Source organism: Streptomyces sp. NPDC090445 (assembly GCF_044769385.1).
In the GTDB taxonomy this organism is placed as follows: Bacteria; Actinomycetota; Actinomycetes; order Streptomycetales; family Streptomycetaceae; genus Streptomyces.
Map to the genome: position 1 here is coordinate 1 of NZ_JBIVXV010000006.1, position 16,020 is coordinate 16,020.

Annotated in this window: 11 protein-coding genes; 4 read left to right on the forward strand and 7 right to left on the reverse strand. The window is 74.9% G+C overall.

Annotated features, from left to right (window positions below; genetic code table 11):
- The first annotated feature begins 254 nt into the window (after nucleotides 1–254).
- Nucleotides 255–2,318, forward strand: a complete 2,064-nt coding sequence (ligA, locus tag ACIQUT_RS15095) for an NAD-dependent DNA ligase LigA (RefSeq protein ID WP_403563188.1) — start codon at nucleotides 255–257, stop codon at nucleotides 2,316–2,318.
- 509 nt (nucleotides 2,319–2,827) lie between these two features.
- On the opposite strand, the gene ACIQUT_RS15100 is transcribed toward ligA, so the two are convergent.
- From ACIQUT_RS15100 to ACIQUT_RS15115, 4 genes are all read right to left on the reverse strand, one after another.
- The gene (locus tag ACIQUT_RS15100) at nucleotides 2,828–5,407 is read right to left on the reverse strand and encodes an ABC transporter permease (protein WP_403563190.1); all 2,580 of its coding nucleotides are present in this window, start codon (nucleotides 5,405–5,407) and stop codon (nucleotides 2,828–2,830) included.
- A 62-nt stretch (nucleotides 5,408–5,469) separates the two neighbouring features.
- Nucleotides 5,470–6,261, reverse strand: coding sequence for an ABC transporter ATP-binding protein (locus ACIQUT_RS15105; RefSeq protein WP_403563192.1), 792 nt, complete (start codon nucleotides 6,259–6,261; stop codon nucleotides 5,470–5,472).
- 197 nt (nucleotides 6,262–6,458) lie between these two features.
- Nucleotides 6,459–7,163 carry a response regulator gene (locus tag ACIQUT_RS15110; RefSeq protein ID WP_403563194.1) on the reverse strand — a complete coding sequence of 235 codons (705 nt, stop codon included), beginning with the start codon at nucleotides 7,161–7,163 and terminating at the stop codon, nucleotides 6,459–6,461.
- Nucleotides 7,160–8,896: a sensor histidine kinase gene (locus tag ACIQUT_RS15115; protein ID WP_403563666.1), complete on the reverse strand. Its 1,737-nt coding sequence runs from the start codon at nucleotides 8,894–8,896 to the stop codon at nucleotides 7,160–7,162. The genes ACIQUT_RS15110 and ACIQUT_RS15115 overlap by 4 nt, the downstream gene beginning before the upstream one ends.
- Before the next feature lie 282 nt (nucleotides 8,897–9,178).
- Here ACIQUT_RS15115 and ACIQUT_RS15120 point away from each other — a divergent pair, with 282 nt between their 5' ends.
- Nucleotides 9,179–9,736, forward strand: coding sequence for a pyridoxamine 5'-phosphate oxidase family protein (locus ACIQUT_RS15120; RefSeq protein ID WP_403563196.1), 558 nt, complete (start codon nucleotides 9,179–9,181; stop codon nucleotides 9,734–9,736).
- Between the two features lie 147 nt (nucleotides 9,737–9,883).
- On the opposite strand, the gene ACIQUT_RS15125 is transcribed toward ACIQUT_RS15120, so the two are convergent.
- The 3 genes from ACIQUT_RS15125 to ACIQUT_RS15135 all read right to left on the reverse strand — a co-directional run bounded on the left by ACIQUT_RS15125 (nucleotide 9,884) and on the right by ACIQUT_RS15135 (nucleotide 13,792).
- Nucleotides 9,884–11,623, reverse strand: coding sequence for an ABC-F family ATP-binding cassette domain-containing protein (locus ACIQUT_RS15125; protein ID WP_403563198.1), 1,740 nt, complete (start codon nucleotides 11,621–11,623; stop codon nucleotides 9,884–9,886).
- A gap of 316 nt (nucleotides 11,624–11,939) precedes the next feature.
- Nucleotides 11,940–12,848 (reverse strand): aldo/keto reductase, encoded by a 909-nt coding sequence (locus ACIQUT_RS15130; protein WP_403563200.1) that lies wholly within the window; start codon nucleotides 12,846–12,848, stop codon nucleotides 11,940–11,942.
- A complete protein-coding gene (locus tag ACIQUT_RS15135) occupies nucleotides 12,845–13,792 on the reverse strand; it encodes an NAD-dependent epimerase/dehydratase family protein (protein WP_403563202.1) in 948 nt (315 codons plus the stop codon). Before ACIQUT_RS15135 ends, ACIQUT_RS15130 begins: the two co-directional genes overlap by 4 nt.
- Nucleotides 13,793–13,862: 70 nt before the next feature.
- Between ACIQUT_RS15135 and ACIQUT_RS15140 the strand changes: the two genes are divergently transcribed.
- The gene (locus ACIQUT_RS15140) at nucleotides 13,863–14,765 is read left to right on the forward strand and encodes a LysR family transcriptional regulator (protein WP_403563204.1); all 903 of its coding nucleotides are present in this window, start codon (nucleotides 13,863–13,865) and stop codon (nucleotides 14,763–14,765) included.
- A gap of 271 nt (nucleotides 14,766–15,036) precedes the next feature.
- Nucleotides 15,037–15,930: an arginase family protein gene (locus ACIQUT_RS15145; protein WP_403563206.1), complete on the forward strand. Its 894-nt coding sequence runs from the start codon at nucleotides 15,037–15,039 to the stop codon at nucleotides 15,928–15,930.
- The last annotated feature ends 90 nt before the right edge of the window (nucleotides 15,931–16,020 follow it).

A 16,020-nucleotide genomic window follows, 5' to 3' on the forward strand; every position in this document is an offset into this window, starting at 1 on the left:
TTCTCTTCCGGGGGTTCCCGGTGAGGGCGTACTTCCAATAAACCCGACCGGTGGAGACGGGTCACGCCACTCGAACCCGTGGCTTGACGGAAATGGCCGGCCTCGGTAAAAGGTCGCGCCTTTTGACCGCACGGCGCAGCCACTGCCCCAACCGGGTCAGGGCGACTGTCGTCCGGCGGCACGACCGACCGCCCAGGCGCCGGCCGGCCGCTGCGCCCGGGGCCGTTGTCAGACCCCCGCGAGAAGATCTCCTCATGACGATTCTCACCGCCGATGAGGCGCTGTTCCGCATGTCCGACCGCACCGAGTACGAGGCCGCGCTCCGGCGCCTGCGGGAGGCTTCGCAGGCGTACTACGGCGACGGCGACAGTGCCCTGGACGACGCCACGTACGACCGGCTCCGGCTGGCCGTCCTCGCCTGGGAGGAGGAGAACCCGGCGGAGGTCGCCGCGGACTCCCCCACCGGCCTCGTCGCCGACGGCGCGGCCCCGGCCGGGGACGTCGCGCACACCACCCGCCTGCTGAGCCTGGACAACGTCTTCGACGCCGAGGGCCTGGTGGCCTGGGGTGCTTCCGTCCAGCGCCGGCTGGGCCGGGCCCCGGAGGGCGGGTTCACCGTCGAGCCGAAGATCGACGGCGCGGCCGTGGCCGCCCGGTACCGGGGCGGACGGCTCGTGCAGATCATCACCCGCGGCGACGGCAGCCACGGCGAGGACGTCAGCCATGTCATCGGCCAGATCGACGGGCTCCCCGAGCAGCTGGCCGGGGCGGCCACGGTCGAGGTCCGCGGCGAGGTGGCCTTCACCCAGGAGCAGTTCGAGACGGCGAACGAGGTCCGCACCGCCCACGGCGCGCAGGTCTTCGCCAACCCGCGCAACGGCGCGGCGGGCACGCTGCGGGCGAAGGACCGGCCGTACCGGCTGCGGATGACGTTCTGGGCGTACGGGGCGGTCGAGCTGGACGGCGAAACGTTCCTGCCCGGCGGGGGCACGCACGCCGAGGCCCTGGCCGCCGTGGCCGCCGCCGGGGTGCAGACGACCGCGGACTCCCCCGCCGGGCTGCGCGTCGTCGCCGGCCTCGCGGAGGCGCAGCGGCAGGTCGACGCGATCGCCGCCATGCGCGCGGACCTGCCGGTCGGCATCGACGGCGTCGTCGTCAAGCTGAACGACACCGCCGAGCAGGAAACGACCGGGCTCGGCTCCCGGTTCCCGTACTGGGCCATCGCGTTCAAGCTGCCCGCGGTCGAACGGCAGACGGTGCTGCAGGACGTGGTGTGGGAGGTCGGCCGGACCGGGGTCCTCGCCCCGACCGCGATCCTCGCCCCCGTCGAGATCGACGGCACCACCGTCACCCGCGCCACCCTCCACAACCCCGCCGACATCCGCCGCCGCGACCTCCACCTCGGCGACACCGTGACCGTGTACAAGGCCGGCGACATCATCCCGCGCGTCCAGGCGGCCGTGGTGCGGCTGCGCCCGGCCGGGGCGGCGCAGGTGCCGCTGCCCGAGGCGTGCCCCCGCTGCGGCGGCGAGATCAGCAAGGCCCAGGAGCGGTGGCGCTGCGCCAAGGGCACCTCGTGCGCGCTGCCCGCACTGATCGAGTACGCCGCCGGGCGCGAGATGCTCGACATCGACGGCCTCGGCAAGACGTACGTGGCCTCCCTGGTCGAATCCGGCGCCGTCACCGACGTCGCCGACCTCTTCACCCTCACCGTCGACCAGCTCACCGACGCGTCCGGCAGCGCCAAGCGGGGTGCCAAGCTCGCCGAACAGATCACCGCCGCCAAGGCCCGTCCCCTCAGCCGCGTCTTCTGCGCACTGGGCGTGCTCGGCACCGGGCGCAGCATGTCCCGCCGCATAGCCCGCCACTTCGGCACGATGGACGCGATCCGCGAGGCCGACGCGGCCGCGATGCAGGACGTGGAGGGGATCGGCCCGGAGAAGGCCCCGGTCATCGTCGAGCAGGTCGCCGCCCTCGCCCCGGTCATCGACAAGCTGATCGCGGCGGGCGTCACCATGGCCGAGCCCGAGGAGCCGTCGGCGGCGCAGGGCGCCGGGCCGCTGGACGGCAAGGTCGTCGTGGTCACCGGAAAGATGGCCGGCCCCCTGGAGGGGCTCGGCCGGTCGGAGATGAACGCGCTGATCGAGAAGGCCGGCGGGCGCGCGGGCAGCAGCGTCAACTCCAAGACGTCCCTCCTGGTCTCCGCGCCGTCGGCGAGCGGCAAGCCGAGCTCGAAGGCGGTCAAGGCCGCCGAACTCGGCGTGGAGGTCCTCACGCCGGAGGCCTTCGCCGACCTGATCGCCGACCACGTGGCCTGACCGGCCGTGCCGGTGGCGCCGTACGGCGCACCCGTGCCGGAGTAGCCGGAGGCGATCAGGGCCTGCACCCACGAGCCGCGGTCGGTCTCGATCCCGACCACGACACCGGCCGCGTCCAGACCCTCGCCGCCGTGCCGGGCGACGAGTTCGTGCAGCTTCGCAATGCCCTCCACACCCTCTGACAGCTTCGCGGTGGCCAGCTTCCGGCCGGTCTCGTCCCGGATCTCGACGTCGTGGTGGTCTTCGGCCCAGTCATCGCCGATCAGCAGCAACTCGTCCTCCTGGTCAAGTACGTCACCATGCAGCCTGCGGAAGGCGCGGCACGCGGCCTAATGGATCCAGTGCTCACGCCCCACTGCCCGGCGGGCACGCCACCCCATCAGCGGTCTGGCCTCCCGGCCGACCAGCAGGGGCACGGTCTGCCCCCAGAACTCGCAGTGGCTCCGGCGATGGAAGTGCTCACCTGCTGGCGGCTACGGCACCGAGTCTCTACGACCCGGCAAGTCCCATTAGGCGATGGCGACGGCTTGGAGGGGGCTGAGGGCGGCGGCGCGGCGGGCGGGGAGGGCTGCCGCGGCGGCGCCCACGGCGAGGGAGAGGGTGACGACGAGGGCGAGGGTGCCCCAGGGGAGGGTGAAGGTGTACTGGGGGATGGCTCCGTTGGCCAGGCCGCTCACCTTCCAGGCCCCGAACAGGCCGCCGGCCAGGCCCAGCAGGGTGCCGTAGGCGGCGACGGCGAGGGATTCGAGGCGGATCATGCGGCGGATGCCGGCGCGGTCCATGCCGATGGCGCGCAGGACGCCGATCTCGCGGGTGCGTTCGGCGACCGACATGGCGAGCGTGTTGACCATGCCGAGTGCGGAGATCACCACGCCGAGGGCGAGCAGTCCGAAGACCATGGTGATCAGTTCGCCGGCGACGCCCGCCTGTTCGCGGACGAGCCGGTCGCGGCTCTGGACCTTCAGCAGCGGGCTGTTGTCGACGGCGCCGCGCAGCTGCTTCTCCAGGTCCGCGGAGGTGGCGGCGTCCTTGGTGCGTACGAGGACACGCTGGACGGAGTCGCGCAGGTGGCTGTTCTGCTGGACGTCGCCGCGCCAGGCGAGGACGTCCCGGGCGGTGGGGTTGTCCCGGTAGATGCCGACGACGGTGTAGGAGCGGCCGCGGTCGCCGCCACCGGGGCCGGGGCCGGGGCCGATGCTCGCGTCGACCCGGTCGCCGGCGGTGATGCGGTTCTCGCGGGCGAAGCTGTCGGACACCGCGATCCGGCCCGGGCCGATGCCGGTGGCGGAGCCGCTGGTAAACCGCAGCCTCATGACCTCCCCCACGGTCTTCGGGTCGACCCCGGAGACCTGCCGGGCGAACGCGCCGGTGGAGAAGGTGGAGTCCGCGACGGCGGAGGCGGCGGCGACGCCGGGGATCGCGGCGAGGCGCTGCAGGGCGGCGGGGTCGACGGCGGTGGTGGTGTTGCGGGTGCTGATGACGTAGTCGGCGCTGAGGCCGGCGGCTGCCTGGGAATCCAGGGCCCGGCTGGAGGAGTGGTCGATGACGGCCAGTCCGGAGACCAGCGCGGTGCTGATCATCAGGGCGACGGCGGTGGCGGCGGTGCGGCGGGGGTCCCGCAGGGCGTTGTCCTTCGCGAGGTCGCCGGCGACGCCGAGCCGGGAGGCGCCCCGGCCCAGGAGGCGGATGACCGGGCCCGCGAGCAGCGGGGCCAGCAGGATCAGGCCGGTCACGAGGATGCCGCAGCCGAGCATCGCGGTCCGCAGGTTCGCGTCCGAGGCGTCCTTCGCGTCGCTCAGCGAGACCAGCAGGCCGACGCCGGTGAGGAGTACGGCGGTGCCGGCCGCGCCCCGGATCCGGGACAGCGCCGCGGACGGGGGCTGCTCGGCGGTGCGCATCGCCTCGACGGGGGCGATCCCGGCCGCGCGCCGGGACGGCAGCCAGGCGGCGAGGACGGTGACGCCGACGCCGACGGCGAGGGAGGCGAGCACCGGGGCGGGGCCGATCACCAGCGGGCCCTGCGGCAGCAGGTCGTCCGCGGTGCCGAGCAGGCCGGGCAGGACGGTGGCGACGCCGAGCCCGAGGGCGAAGCCGAGCACGGAGGCGAGCAGGCCGACGAGGGCCGCCTCGGCGAGGACGGAGCCGACGACCTGGCGGCGGGTGGCGCCGACGGCCCGGAGCAGTGCGATCTCCCGGGAGCGGCGGGTGACGAGCATGGTGAAGGTGTTGATGATGAGGAATGAGCCGATGAAGAGCGAGACCGCGGCGAAGACCAGGGGCAGCCGGGAGTGGCTGCGGGTCTTGGTGTCGATGAAGACCTGCTGCTGGCCGGCCTTCGCGGCCGCGGTGGTCGCCTCGGCGCGGTCGGCCGGCAGCAGCGTGCCGATGCGCCGGGCGAGGTCGGACGGGTCGGTGCCGGGCGCGGCGGACAGGTCGATGCCGGTGTAGCCGCCCGGAGTGGCGAACAGCCGCTGCGCGGTGGCCTTGTCGAACACCGCGAGGGTGCCGCCGGACGTGACCCGGGTGTCGTCGGTGGAGACGGTGCCGACCAGCCGCATCCGCAGGACGGGGCCGTCGGCGGCCAGGGTGACGGTGTCGCCGAGGGCGTACGCGCCGGCCGCTGCCGTGCCGCGGTCCAGGGCCACCTCGCCGTCGGCGCGCGGGGCGCGGCCGGCGGTCAGCGGGTGGCGGCCGTCCTTGCCGTCGGGGCCGGGGACGTACGCGGCGGCCAGTTTGCCCATCGCGTTGTCGGCGCGCATCGGGGAGCCGTCCTTGGCGGCCAGCGTGACCGAGCCGTCGACGGTCGGGCGGGCCGCGGTGACACCGGGTACGGCGGCCAGCCGGGCCACGAGCGCGTCGTCGAGGGCGGTGGTCCGTTCGCCCGCGGGGGTGCCCGGCGGGTATTTCGGGTCGACGGTGACCGCGATGCCGGCGTGGCTCTTCGAGAGGGAGGCGCGGTAGGCGGCGGTGGTGGAATCGGCGAAGACGAGCGAGCCGGAGATGAACGCGACTCCGAGACAGACCGCGAGGACGGTCATGGCCAGGCGGGCCTTGTGCGCGAGGACGTTGCGCAGGGCTGTTCGCAGCATGGTGGGCTTTCGAGGGGTGCGGGACGGGGAGGGGACGGGCAGCGGCCGAGGGCGGTACGCGGTCAGTGCGCGCGGCCCTGGGCTTCGAAGGCGAGCATCCGGTCCAGGACGGCGCCGGAGGTCGGCTCGTGCAGTTCGTCCACGAGGCGGCCGTCGGCGAGGAACACCACGCGGTCGGCGTAGGAGGCGGCCACCGGGTCGTGGGTGACCATCACCACGGTCTGGCCCAGTTCCCGTACCGAGTCGCGCAGGAAGCCGAGGACTTCGGCGCCGGAGCGGGAGTCGAGGTTGCCGGTCGGCTCGTCGGCGAACACGATCTCCGGGCGGGAGGCCAGGGCCCGGGCCACGGCGACGCGCTGCTGCTGGCCGCCGGAGAGCTGGGCGGGGCGGTGGGCGAGGCGGCCCGCGAGGCCGACGGTGGCGACGACGGCGTCCAGCCATGCGGTGTCGGGCTGCCGGCCGGCCAGCCGCAGGGGCAGGATGATGTTCTCGAGCGCGGTGAGGGTGGGGAGGAGGTTGAAGCCCTGGAAGACGAAGCCGACCTTCTCCCGCCGCAGCCGGGTGAGCTGCCGGTCGTTCAGGGCGGACAGCTCGACACCGCCGATCCGGGCCGATCCCGCGGTGACCGGGTCGAGGCCGGCCATGCAGTGCATCAGCGTGGACTTGCCGGAGCCGGAGGGGCCCATGACCGCGGTGAACCTGCCCCGCGCGAACTCCACCGTCACCGCGTCCAGGGCGGTGACCCGGGTCTCGTCCTTCCCGTACGTCTTGGTCAGGCCGGACGCGCGGGCGGCCGGCTCCGCGAGCCGTGTGGAGGGGGAACCGGAACCGGGGGAAGGGGACGTCTGCGACATGGGTGCTCCGCTGGGGCGTGCGACGGCCCGCGAGGAGTTCCGGGGGCCTGGGATGCATCCATCGTCACGGCCATGGGCTGTGCAAACATCGTTCCGGAGAACGTAGTTGAGCTCTGCCGAAAGGACGGCGGCACGCGGTCTTCCTCTGCCGAAGGGAAGAGGAAGACCGCGGCCGGGCGGATCCCGCCGAGGGCCCGTCAGGTGGCCAGGCCGGTCCGGTGGGCCAGCAGCGCCGCCTGCACCCGGCTGGTCGAACCGGTCTTGTCGAGGATGGCACCGACATGGGTCTTCACCGTGCCGATCCCGATGCCCATCCGCGCGGCGATGTCCTGGTTCGACAGCCCCTCGCCGAGCATCGCCAGGACCTCCCGCTCCCGGCCGGTGAGCCGCGCGATCCGCTCGTCCGCGGGCGCACCGCCCGCATGGTCCGCGCCGCCGGAGCGCAGCATGCGGGAGATCACCGCCCCGGTGACGCCCGGGGAGAGCACGGCATCGCCGGCGGCGGCCGCGCGGACCGCGCTGATCAGCTCCTGGGGCCCTTCGTCCTTCAGCAGGAAACCGGCGGCGCCCTCGCGTAGCGCCCGGACGACGTTGTCGTCGTCGCCGAAGGTGGTCAGCATGACGACGCGCGGCGCGGGATCGAGGGCGAGCAGCGGGGCGATCGCGGCCAGCCCGTCGCACACGGGCATGCGGATGTCCAGCAGCACCACGTCGGGGTGGTGTGCCGCGGCCAGCTCGACGGCCTGCTGCCCGTCCCGGGCCTCGGCGACGACGTCGATGCCGTCGGCATGCCGCAGGATCAGGCGTACGCCGTGCCGGATCATCGTTTCGTCGTCGGCGAGCAGGACGCGGACGGGCCGGTCGGACAGGGCGGGCCGGGCGGGCCGGTCGGGCTCGGTCAACGGGTCTCCCAGGGTGCGGCGTCCCGGACCGACGGGACGGTGAAACGGTCGATGGCGATGAGCCGCTGCGCGGCGTCGAAGCAGTAGCGGGCGACCCGCAGGGTGCCGGGGCGGGACTCGGTGCCGCCGTTGAACGGGTAGATGCAGCCGGCCGCGGCGGCGGGCCGCGGCGGCTCGTGCCCGGTGGCGGCGGCCCGGACCGCAGCATTGTCCAGGACGCCCAGCCCCGCCACGTCGCCGTACGTCATGCCGACGCGCGGCAGCGGGCGCGGACCGGCGAACTCCGCCCGCGGCGCGGTGGCGTACACGAACATGGTCCCGAGGACCATGAGCACGCTCAGCACCACCAGCCCGAGGGCGGGCGTCAGCACCTGCACGACCCGGCCATGGCCACCCCCGGCGCCCCCGGCGCCCTCGGCGCCCCCGGCGCCCTCGGCGCCCCCGGCGCCCTCGGCGCCCTCGGCGCCCTCGGCGCCCTCGGCCTCCGCGACGTCCGCGACGTCCGCGACGTCCGCGACGTCCGCGGCATCCGTGACGGGCAGGCGGTCCGCTCCCCGCTCTCCGGTGCCGCCCGGCCGGCCGGTCGCGGGGGTGTCGCCGGGCTCGGCGGGCACGGCCGCATGCACGCGGAAGCCGCCGGTCGGCAGCGGGCCCGCGTCGAACGTCCCGCCCAGCAGCCCGACCCGCTCCCCGAGCCCCGTGAGCCCGCGGCCGGTGCCCTCGGGGGCGGCGGGGGCAGGGGGCACGGGCGGGGCGCCGTTGCGGACGGTGACCTGCACGGTCTCGTCGCCGTGCACCACCGTCACCGTGACGTGGGCGGCGCTCGCGTAGCGGTGCACGTTGGTCAGGGACTCCCGGACCAGCCGGTGCACCGCCCGGCGCACCCGAGCCGGCCGTGCGTCGAGGTCCGGCCCGATCCAGTCGAGCCGTACGGCGATCCCGCCGTTCCGGGACCCGGCCACCAGGGCCTCGATGTCGGCGCGGGTCCCGGTCGCGTCGGTGAGCGCCTCGGGCCCGGTGTCGCGGCCCAGCGGCCCGAGCACCCCGAGGGCCTGGCGCAGCTCCCGCATCGCGTCCCTGGTGGTCCGCCGTACCAGGACGGCTTCCTCGCGCAGCTCGGGGTCGGCCCGTTCGAGGGCCAGCTCCAGCCCGCCCGCGTGCAGCGAGATGAGGCTGAGCCGGTGTCCCACCATGTCGTGCATCTCGGCGGCGATACGGGCGCGTTCGTGGATGCGGGCCTCGCTGTCGGCGAGCCGGCGGGCCCGTTCGGCGGCGTCTCCGCGCTCGCGCAGCGCCTGTACGAGGCGGCGCTGCTGCCCGTAGGCGGTGCCGACCAGGCCGGGGACGATCACGGCGGTCGGTGTGAGGATGAGGCCGAGCGCGAGTCCGTACGACACCTGCCCCGGACCGAGCCAGGGCGCGGCCACGGTCGCGGCCGCCACGACCAGAGCGGCCGCGGCTGCCGGCAGCCGGGCACGGCGCCGTGCCTCGACCGTCCGCCGCGCCACCGAGTACGCGGTCGCGGCCGCGACCGGCCCGACGCAGAACGCGAGCCCCGTCAGCGCGGCGAGGGCGAGGAGCACGGCCGCGGGGAAGCGGCGGCGCAGCGGGAAGAGCACGGCGCCGGCCGCCAGCGCCGGCACGGGCACGTACGGGTGGGGCAGCAGTTCCAGGCCGGCGACCGCCACCCACACGCCCAGCCCCGCCAGCACGACCCCGGCCGTCTCCGCCATCGCGCGCACGGCCCGGCCGGGGGACCCGGCGGGCGGATGGACACGGACGAGACGACGACGGAACGGAGCGGTACGCAACACGCTGACCAGTATCGATACCAAACGGGGCACCGGCATGCGCCTCACGGCCGATCCGCCCCTCTGCCGAAAGACAGAGAACAGACAGAGAACAGAGAGAAGACTCAAGACGCGCGATGGGCGAGCGGACCCACGAACGGGCGCGCCGGTGATCCCGGTCCGGGCCGCCGCTCGTTACGGAGGACACCCGAAAGGAGATCCACCATGCCCGCAAACCCATCCGCACAGCAGCCCACGACCGAGCTCGACGCCCGCTACAGTTCGGCACTCAACCCCCGCCCGGGGGCCGAGGACGTCACCGCCACCGAGTGGGCCGAGGCCCAGCGGCAGCTGGAGACCGCCGAGATCTTCTGGGTGTCCACGGTGCGGCCCGACGGCAGGCTGCACGTCACGCCCGTGATCGCCGCCTGGCACGACGGGGTGCTGTACTTCTCCACCGGCCCGGCAGAGCAGAAGGCGAAGAACCTCGCCCATGACACGCACTGCGCGCTGACCACCGGCGGGAACTCGCTCACCGAAGGGCTCGACCTCGTCGTCGAGGGCAAGGCGCATCCGATTGCCGATCCGGCGGTGCTGGAGGAGGTGATCGCGGCGTACGAGACGAAGTACGGGGCGCACATCACCTCGCCCGAGGGCACCTTCCACGGGATCGGGGACGCGTTCCGGCAAGGGAAGGCGATGGTGTTCGCGGTGGCCCCGACCACCGCGTACGGCTTCGGCCGCGACGGCGGGGTGTACAGCCACACGCGCTGGACGTTCTGAGCACCGGGTCACCCGGCGCGGCCGTCCCGCCTCGGGGGGCTGCCGTTCAGGCAGTCCCCCGAGGCGGGTGCGGTCAGTGCCAGAGCTGGTGGCGGCCGTCGTTCTCGTCGTGGAGAGGGATGCCGCTGCTGCCGCGTCGTGTGTCGGTCAGGGATTCGCCGGACGGCCGGACACGAGGTGGAGGCGGGCGCCCGGGAAGGCGTCCACCAGCATCCGGTCGTGGGTGACGAGGACGATCGCGCCGGGGTAGCGGGTCAGGGCCTCCTGGAACTCGTCGGTGAGGGCGGGGGCGATGTGGTTCGTCGGCTCGTCCAGGACGAGCAGGTCGGTGGGACGGGACACCAGCCGGGCCAGTTCGATCCGGCGGCGCTGGCCGGCCGACAGGCCGGCGGCCGGGGTCAGCAGGTCCTCCGGGCGGAAGAGGCCCATGGCGAGGAGCTCGTCCGCGTGGTCGTCGGCCGGGCCGGGGCGGCCGGCCGCGTATGCGGACAGGAGGGTGGTCCCGGGGGCGGCGGGCAGGGCGGCCGGTTCCTGTGGGAGGTAGCCGACGCGGGCGCGGACCCGTACGTGGCCGGCGTCGGGCCGGCGGACGCCGGCTAGCAGGCGGAGGAGGGTGGTCTTGCCGGCCCCGTTCGGGCCCGTGACGAGCAGGCGGCCGCCGGGCGGGACCCGGAGTGCCGGCACCCGGAGCCGGTTGCCGACCACCGCCCCGGCGACCTCGATCACGGGTGAGGGTGACGGTTCCACGGCCTCGTGCGCGGGCGGGTGCAGGGGGGCGGTGAAGCGGAGGGGGGTCGGGGGCGGGGGCATCGGGTGGGTGCGGAGGTGGTCCAGGCGGGCCCGTGCGGCGCGGACCCGGCCGGACAGTTTGGCCTCCGAGGAGCGCCGGTGTTTGCCGAAGCCCTGCCGGGGGTCCTTGCCGGTGCCTGCGAGCCGGGTGCCGACCGCGTCGACGAGGGCCTCGGCGCGGGCCGTCTCCTCCTGCCACTCGCGGTGCTCCTGGGCGAGCCGCCGCCGTTCGGTCGCGCGGGCCGCCCGGCATCCGTCCCAGCCGTCGCCGTAACGGCGGACGGTGCGGGTGTCCGCGTCGACCTCCAGGATCGTCGTGGCGTACTCCCGCAGGAAAGCGCGGTCGTGCGTGACGACCACGACCGTGCCCCGGTGGGTGGCGAGCCGCCGGTGCAGCCAGGCGACGGCGTCGGCGTCGAGGTGGTTCGTCGGCTCGTCCAGGAGGAGGAGTTCGGCGCCCGCGCAGAGCGTGCCGGCGAGGGCCAGCCGGGAGCGTTCGCCGCCGGAGAGGGTGCCGAGGAGCCGCTCCCGGTCGATGCCGCCGATGCCGAGGCCGTGGAGGGCGGCGGCGACGCGGGCGTCGGCCTCGTACCCGCCGCGTTCGGCGAAGGACTCCAGCAGTCCGCCGTAGCGGGTGAGTTCGTCGGTCGAGGCGCCGGCGAGGGTCTGCTCGGCACGGCGCAGCTCGCGTTCCAGGGCGCGCAGGTCGGCCAGGTCGGCGTCGATGGCGTCGCGGACGGTGGCCGTGGGCGGCAGTGCGGAGGTCTGGGCGAGGTGGGCGACCCCGCCGGGGGCGTGGAGCGTGATCTCCCCCTCGTCGGGGGTGTCGAGGCCGACGAGGAGGCGGATCAGGGTGGATTTGCCGGATCCGTTCTCGCCGACGACGGCGACCCGCTCGCCGGGGCGGACGGTGAACGAGACCCGGTCGAGGACGCGGCGGGGCCCGAGGTCCTTGGAGAGGCCACGGACGGCGAGCTGGGACCGGTCGGCGGGGACGGTCGAGGTGGCCACGGGGGCCAAGGGGGCCGCGGAGGCCGAGGGGGCCGAGGGGGCCGCGGGGGCCGAGGGGGCCGAGGGGTGGTGGGCGCGTTCGCGCATGGTTCTTCCCTGACATGGGGGCGGCCGGCTCCGGCAGAGGGGGCGTCGGCCGCTGTGGGCACGGGACATGTCGCGGGAACCCCGACGACGACCCGAACGCTGGATCAGCACTGCGGCGGGTCGGCGGGTCGGCGGGTTCCCGGTCCCGGGAATCAGAGGAAGAAGCGGAAACTGCCCATGTGCCCACCGTAGCCGACGGCCGCACGACGAGGCTTCGCCTTTTCGTGCGGCCGGTGGCGGAGGGCCTGCGGGCGGCGGGAGTGGCCTGCGGGCGGCGGCCGACGTCCGGCGGGCGGCGGGAGTGGCCGGCGGCCGGTCAGCCCGCCCCGGTCCTCCAGGCCTCCGCGGCGGCGTCCAGGCGGGCGAGCCGATCCGGGGCCAGCACCAGCCCGGCGGCGGACGCCGAGTCCCGGGCCGTGTGCGGGCGGGAGGCGCCGGGGATCGGGATCACCACCGGTGCCCGGGACAGCAGCCAGGCCAGGCACACCTGCTGCGGGCTGACCCCGTGTTCGGCGGCGACCTCGTGGAAGGCCGTGCCGGAGGAGGTCGGCCCCGACGGGCCGTCGAGTGAGCTGCGCGAGATCCCGCCCAGCGGGCTCCACGGCAGGAAGGCGATGCCGAGTTCGGCGCAGCGGCGCAGCTGGGGCTCGCTGTCGCGGACGGCGGGAGAGTACCGGTTCTGTACGGAGACCAGCAGGTCGCCCAGGATCAGCCGGGCTTCGTCGAGCTGCTCGACGGTGACGTTGGAGATCCCGGCCGCGCGGATCTTGCCTTGTTCGGCCAGTTCGCGCAGGGTGCCGACGGATTCCGCCCAGGGCACCTGCGGGTCGGGCTTGTGGAGCTGGTACAGCCCGATCGTCTCCACGCCGAGGCGGTGCAGCGAGGCCTCGCAGGCCCGCCGGAGGTGTTCGGGGCGGGCGTCCACGGTCCACGAGCCGTCGCCGGGCCGGCCGCGGCCCCCCTTGGTGGCCACCAGGACGGCATCGCGGTCCGGGCCGCGACGCCCGGCCAGGGCCTGTGCGATGAGTTGCTCGTTGTGGCCGGTCTCGTCGGCGTGCCAGTGGTACGAGTCGGCCGTGTCGAGGAGGGTGACGCCGGCGTCCAGCGCGGCGTGCAGGGTGGCGAGGGCCTGCCGCCGGTCGGGGCGGCCTTCCACGGACAGCGGCATGGCACCGAGTCCGACCGCGGACACGCGCACCCCGCCGATGAAGCGTTCGTCCGTCATCGCGCACCCCCGCCCCGGACCGCGGCCGTGCGCGCGGCAAGGGCTTCGTCGATCGCCTGCGGCATCCAGTCCGTGACCCGGCTGAAGGAGAAGCCCAGTCGGCTCGCCCGCCCGTTGTCCATCGGGTAGGCGCGGTCGTACGAGAACGGGGACGCGGTTGCTCCGTCCTCCACGCGGGTGTAGCGCGGCGGCCTGCCGGCCCGTTCGGCGACCAGGTCGCCGAGCTCGGTCACGGTCAGCGTGCCGTGCGAGCAGGCGTTGACCGGCCCGGTGAACGCCGCTCCGGCCGTCCAGTGCAGGAACCCTGCGATCTCCCGGTGGTGGATGAACGTCGTCGGCCGGGCCCGCCGGTGGGCCAGGACCGGCTCTCCGGCAGCGATCCGGTCGGTGTAGTGCGCCAGCCGTCCGGTGAAGTCGGCCCGGCCGCCGCCCAGGACGTGGGCGGTACGCACGACGGCGGTCGGGAAGACCGGGTCGGTCAGGAGCATGCTCTCGGCCTGCCGCTTGCCCTCGGCGTACGCCGTCGCCTCGTCGGTGCCGGCCGGGACGCCGGGGGCGGGTCGGCCGACCGGGTCGTACACGTCCTCGGTGACGGGGAGCGTGACGCCGGCACCGGCGGGTGCCTGCGTCGTCGCCGGGTCGTACACCTCGACCGTCGAGGTCATGACGTAGCGGCCGGTCCGGCCGGCGAGGACCCGGCGGGCGACCGCGGCCTGCTCGGGCGTGTAGCACACCTGGTCGATGACCACGTCGAAGGTCCGGGAGCCCAGTACGGCGCGCAGCTGCCGCTCGTCGCCGCGGTCGGCGACCAGACGGTCCACTCCCTGCGGTGCGGGGGCCGAGCCCCGGTTGACCACCGTCACGTGCGAGCCCGCCTCGCGCAGCAGCTCCACCAGGTGCCTGCCGAAGTACCGGCTCCCGCCGATCACACATACGTTTCGCATGCCCCGACTCTGCCGCTGTACGGTCCGCAGCAGAACTGGTCATCTACTGAACGCGTATGAAGGAAAACTGATGATCGATGTGCAGCGGCTGCGTGTCCTGCGGGCGGTCGCCGAACACGGCAGCTTCAACCGGGCCGCGGCCGCGCTCCTGCTCACGCCCTCGGCCGTCTCCCAGCACATCGCCGTACTGGAGCGGTCCCTGGGGCGGCCGGTCGCGATCCGCAGCACCCGCGGGGTGACCCTGACCGAGGCCGGGCGGCTGCTGGTGGAGGCCGCCGAGACCATCTCGGCGGAGCTCGACCACGTACGCCGGGAGATCGACCGGCTGAGCGCCGCCCGGCCGCGCCTGACGGTGGCCACGTTCACCAGCGGCGGCCGCCACCTGCTGCCCGAGGCGCTGGCCCGGTTCGTGGCCGCGCACCCGGATGTGGAGCTCACCGTCCGTGAGAGCGAGCCGGAGGCGGCCTTGCCGATGCTCCGGCGCGGCGAGGCCGATCTGGCGCTCACCTACCACTTCGACGGCCCGCTCCCGGTGCCGCCGTCCGAACGGCCCGGGATCGACTGGACCCCGCTGATGGACGATCCGCTCTCGGTGGTGCTGCCGCGCGGGCACCGCCTGTCCGGGCGGGCCGGCATCGACCTCGGGGAGCTGGCCGCGGACCGGTGGGTGCTGGGCTGTCTGAAGACGGAGGCGTACCTGCGCCGGCATGCGCAGCGGGCCGGCTTCGACCTCCAGGTGGCCGCCTCCACCACGGACTATTTCTTCGCCCAGACCCTGGTCTCGGCCGGGGTGGGGGTGTCGCTGGTCCCGAAGGTCTCGCTGGCGCCGGGCCCGGGGCTCACCGTGGTCGACGTCGAACCACCGCGTCCGGCCCGGCACATCGGCGTGGCGGCACCGCGCCGCCGCCGGCCCGCTCCGTACGCCGCCGCCTTCACGGATGCCCTGCTCGCGGCCGCCGCCCTGGTCGGATAGCCGGACGGCGCCGGGGGGGTGAGGACGGCGGCGCGCCATGGGGACGCAGCGCCCTGGGCGCGCAATGCCGTGGGGGCGCAATGCCGTGGGGGCGCAAGGCTGTGGGGGCGCAATGCCCTGGGCACGCAATGCCGTGGGGGCGCAGTGCCCTGGATGCCGCATGTCTGACGCGTCCGGGCGCGGGTCGTGCCTCACCATGGGCGCGTGGCGGCGGTGCCCGGTCGGGCGGCGCGGCCGGTCCGGGCGGTGGCCGTCGGCGGAGGGAGCGGGCGTGCGGGAGGAGTTGGCGGTCATCGAGGCGCCGTCCGTGCTCGGCCTGCGGCCGTCCGGCGTCGAGGACCTTCCGACGGCTCTGATCGGTGCCGGACTGCTGGACCGGCCGGGGGCGCTGCGCGCCGGGCGGGTCGAGCCCCCGGCCTATGATCCGAGGCGGGATCCCGGGACCGGGGTCCTCAACGCTGCGGGCATCGCCCGGTACTCCGTCGAGCTCGCCGACGCGGTCGGCAGGGCCCTCGACGCGGGGCGGTTTCCGGTGGTCCTCGGCGGCGACTGCAGCATCCTCCTCGGCAACCTCCTGGCCCTGCGCCGCCGGGGCCGCTACGGCCTGCTGTTCCTCGACGGCCACACCGACTTCTACCAGCCCTCGGCAGAGCCGACCGGAGAGGCGGCCTCGATGGAGCTCGCCCTGGCCACCGGCCGCGGCCCCCGGCTGCTCGCCGACCTCGAAGGACGCGGGCCGCTGCTCCGCGACGAGGACGTCGTCGCGTTCGGGTTCCGCGACGCCGCCGAATCGGCCGGCGCCGGGATGCAGCCGCTGCCGGACGGGCTGTACGCGGTCGACCTGGACGGTGTGCGTGCCGTCGGAGCCGCCGCGGCAGCACGCCGGGCCGTCTACCGGCTCACGGGCGGCAGCGCCGCCGGGTACTGGGTCCACCTCGACGCCGATGTCCTGGACGACGCGGTGATGCCCGCCGTCGACTACCGGCTGCCGGGGGGACTGGCCTGGGCGGAGCTGGAAGCCGTGCTGCGGGTGGCGCTGGCCGACGAGCGGGCCGTCGGCCTCGACGTCACCGTCTTCAACCCCCGCCTCGACCCCGGTGGAACCATCGCGGCCCGGCTCACCGAGTGCCTGCGCAGGGGGCTGTCGACGCGCCCCGGCCGCTGACTCCCCCGCCCGTCGGGCGATGGTCCCGCCGAGGGCGTACACGGTCGGGCCTGAGGTCCTGCGGCATCGGGACACCCCCGCGGTGTGTCT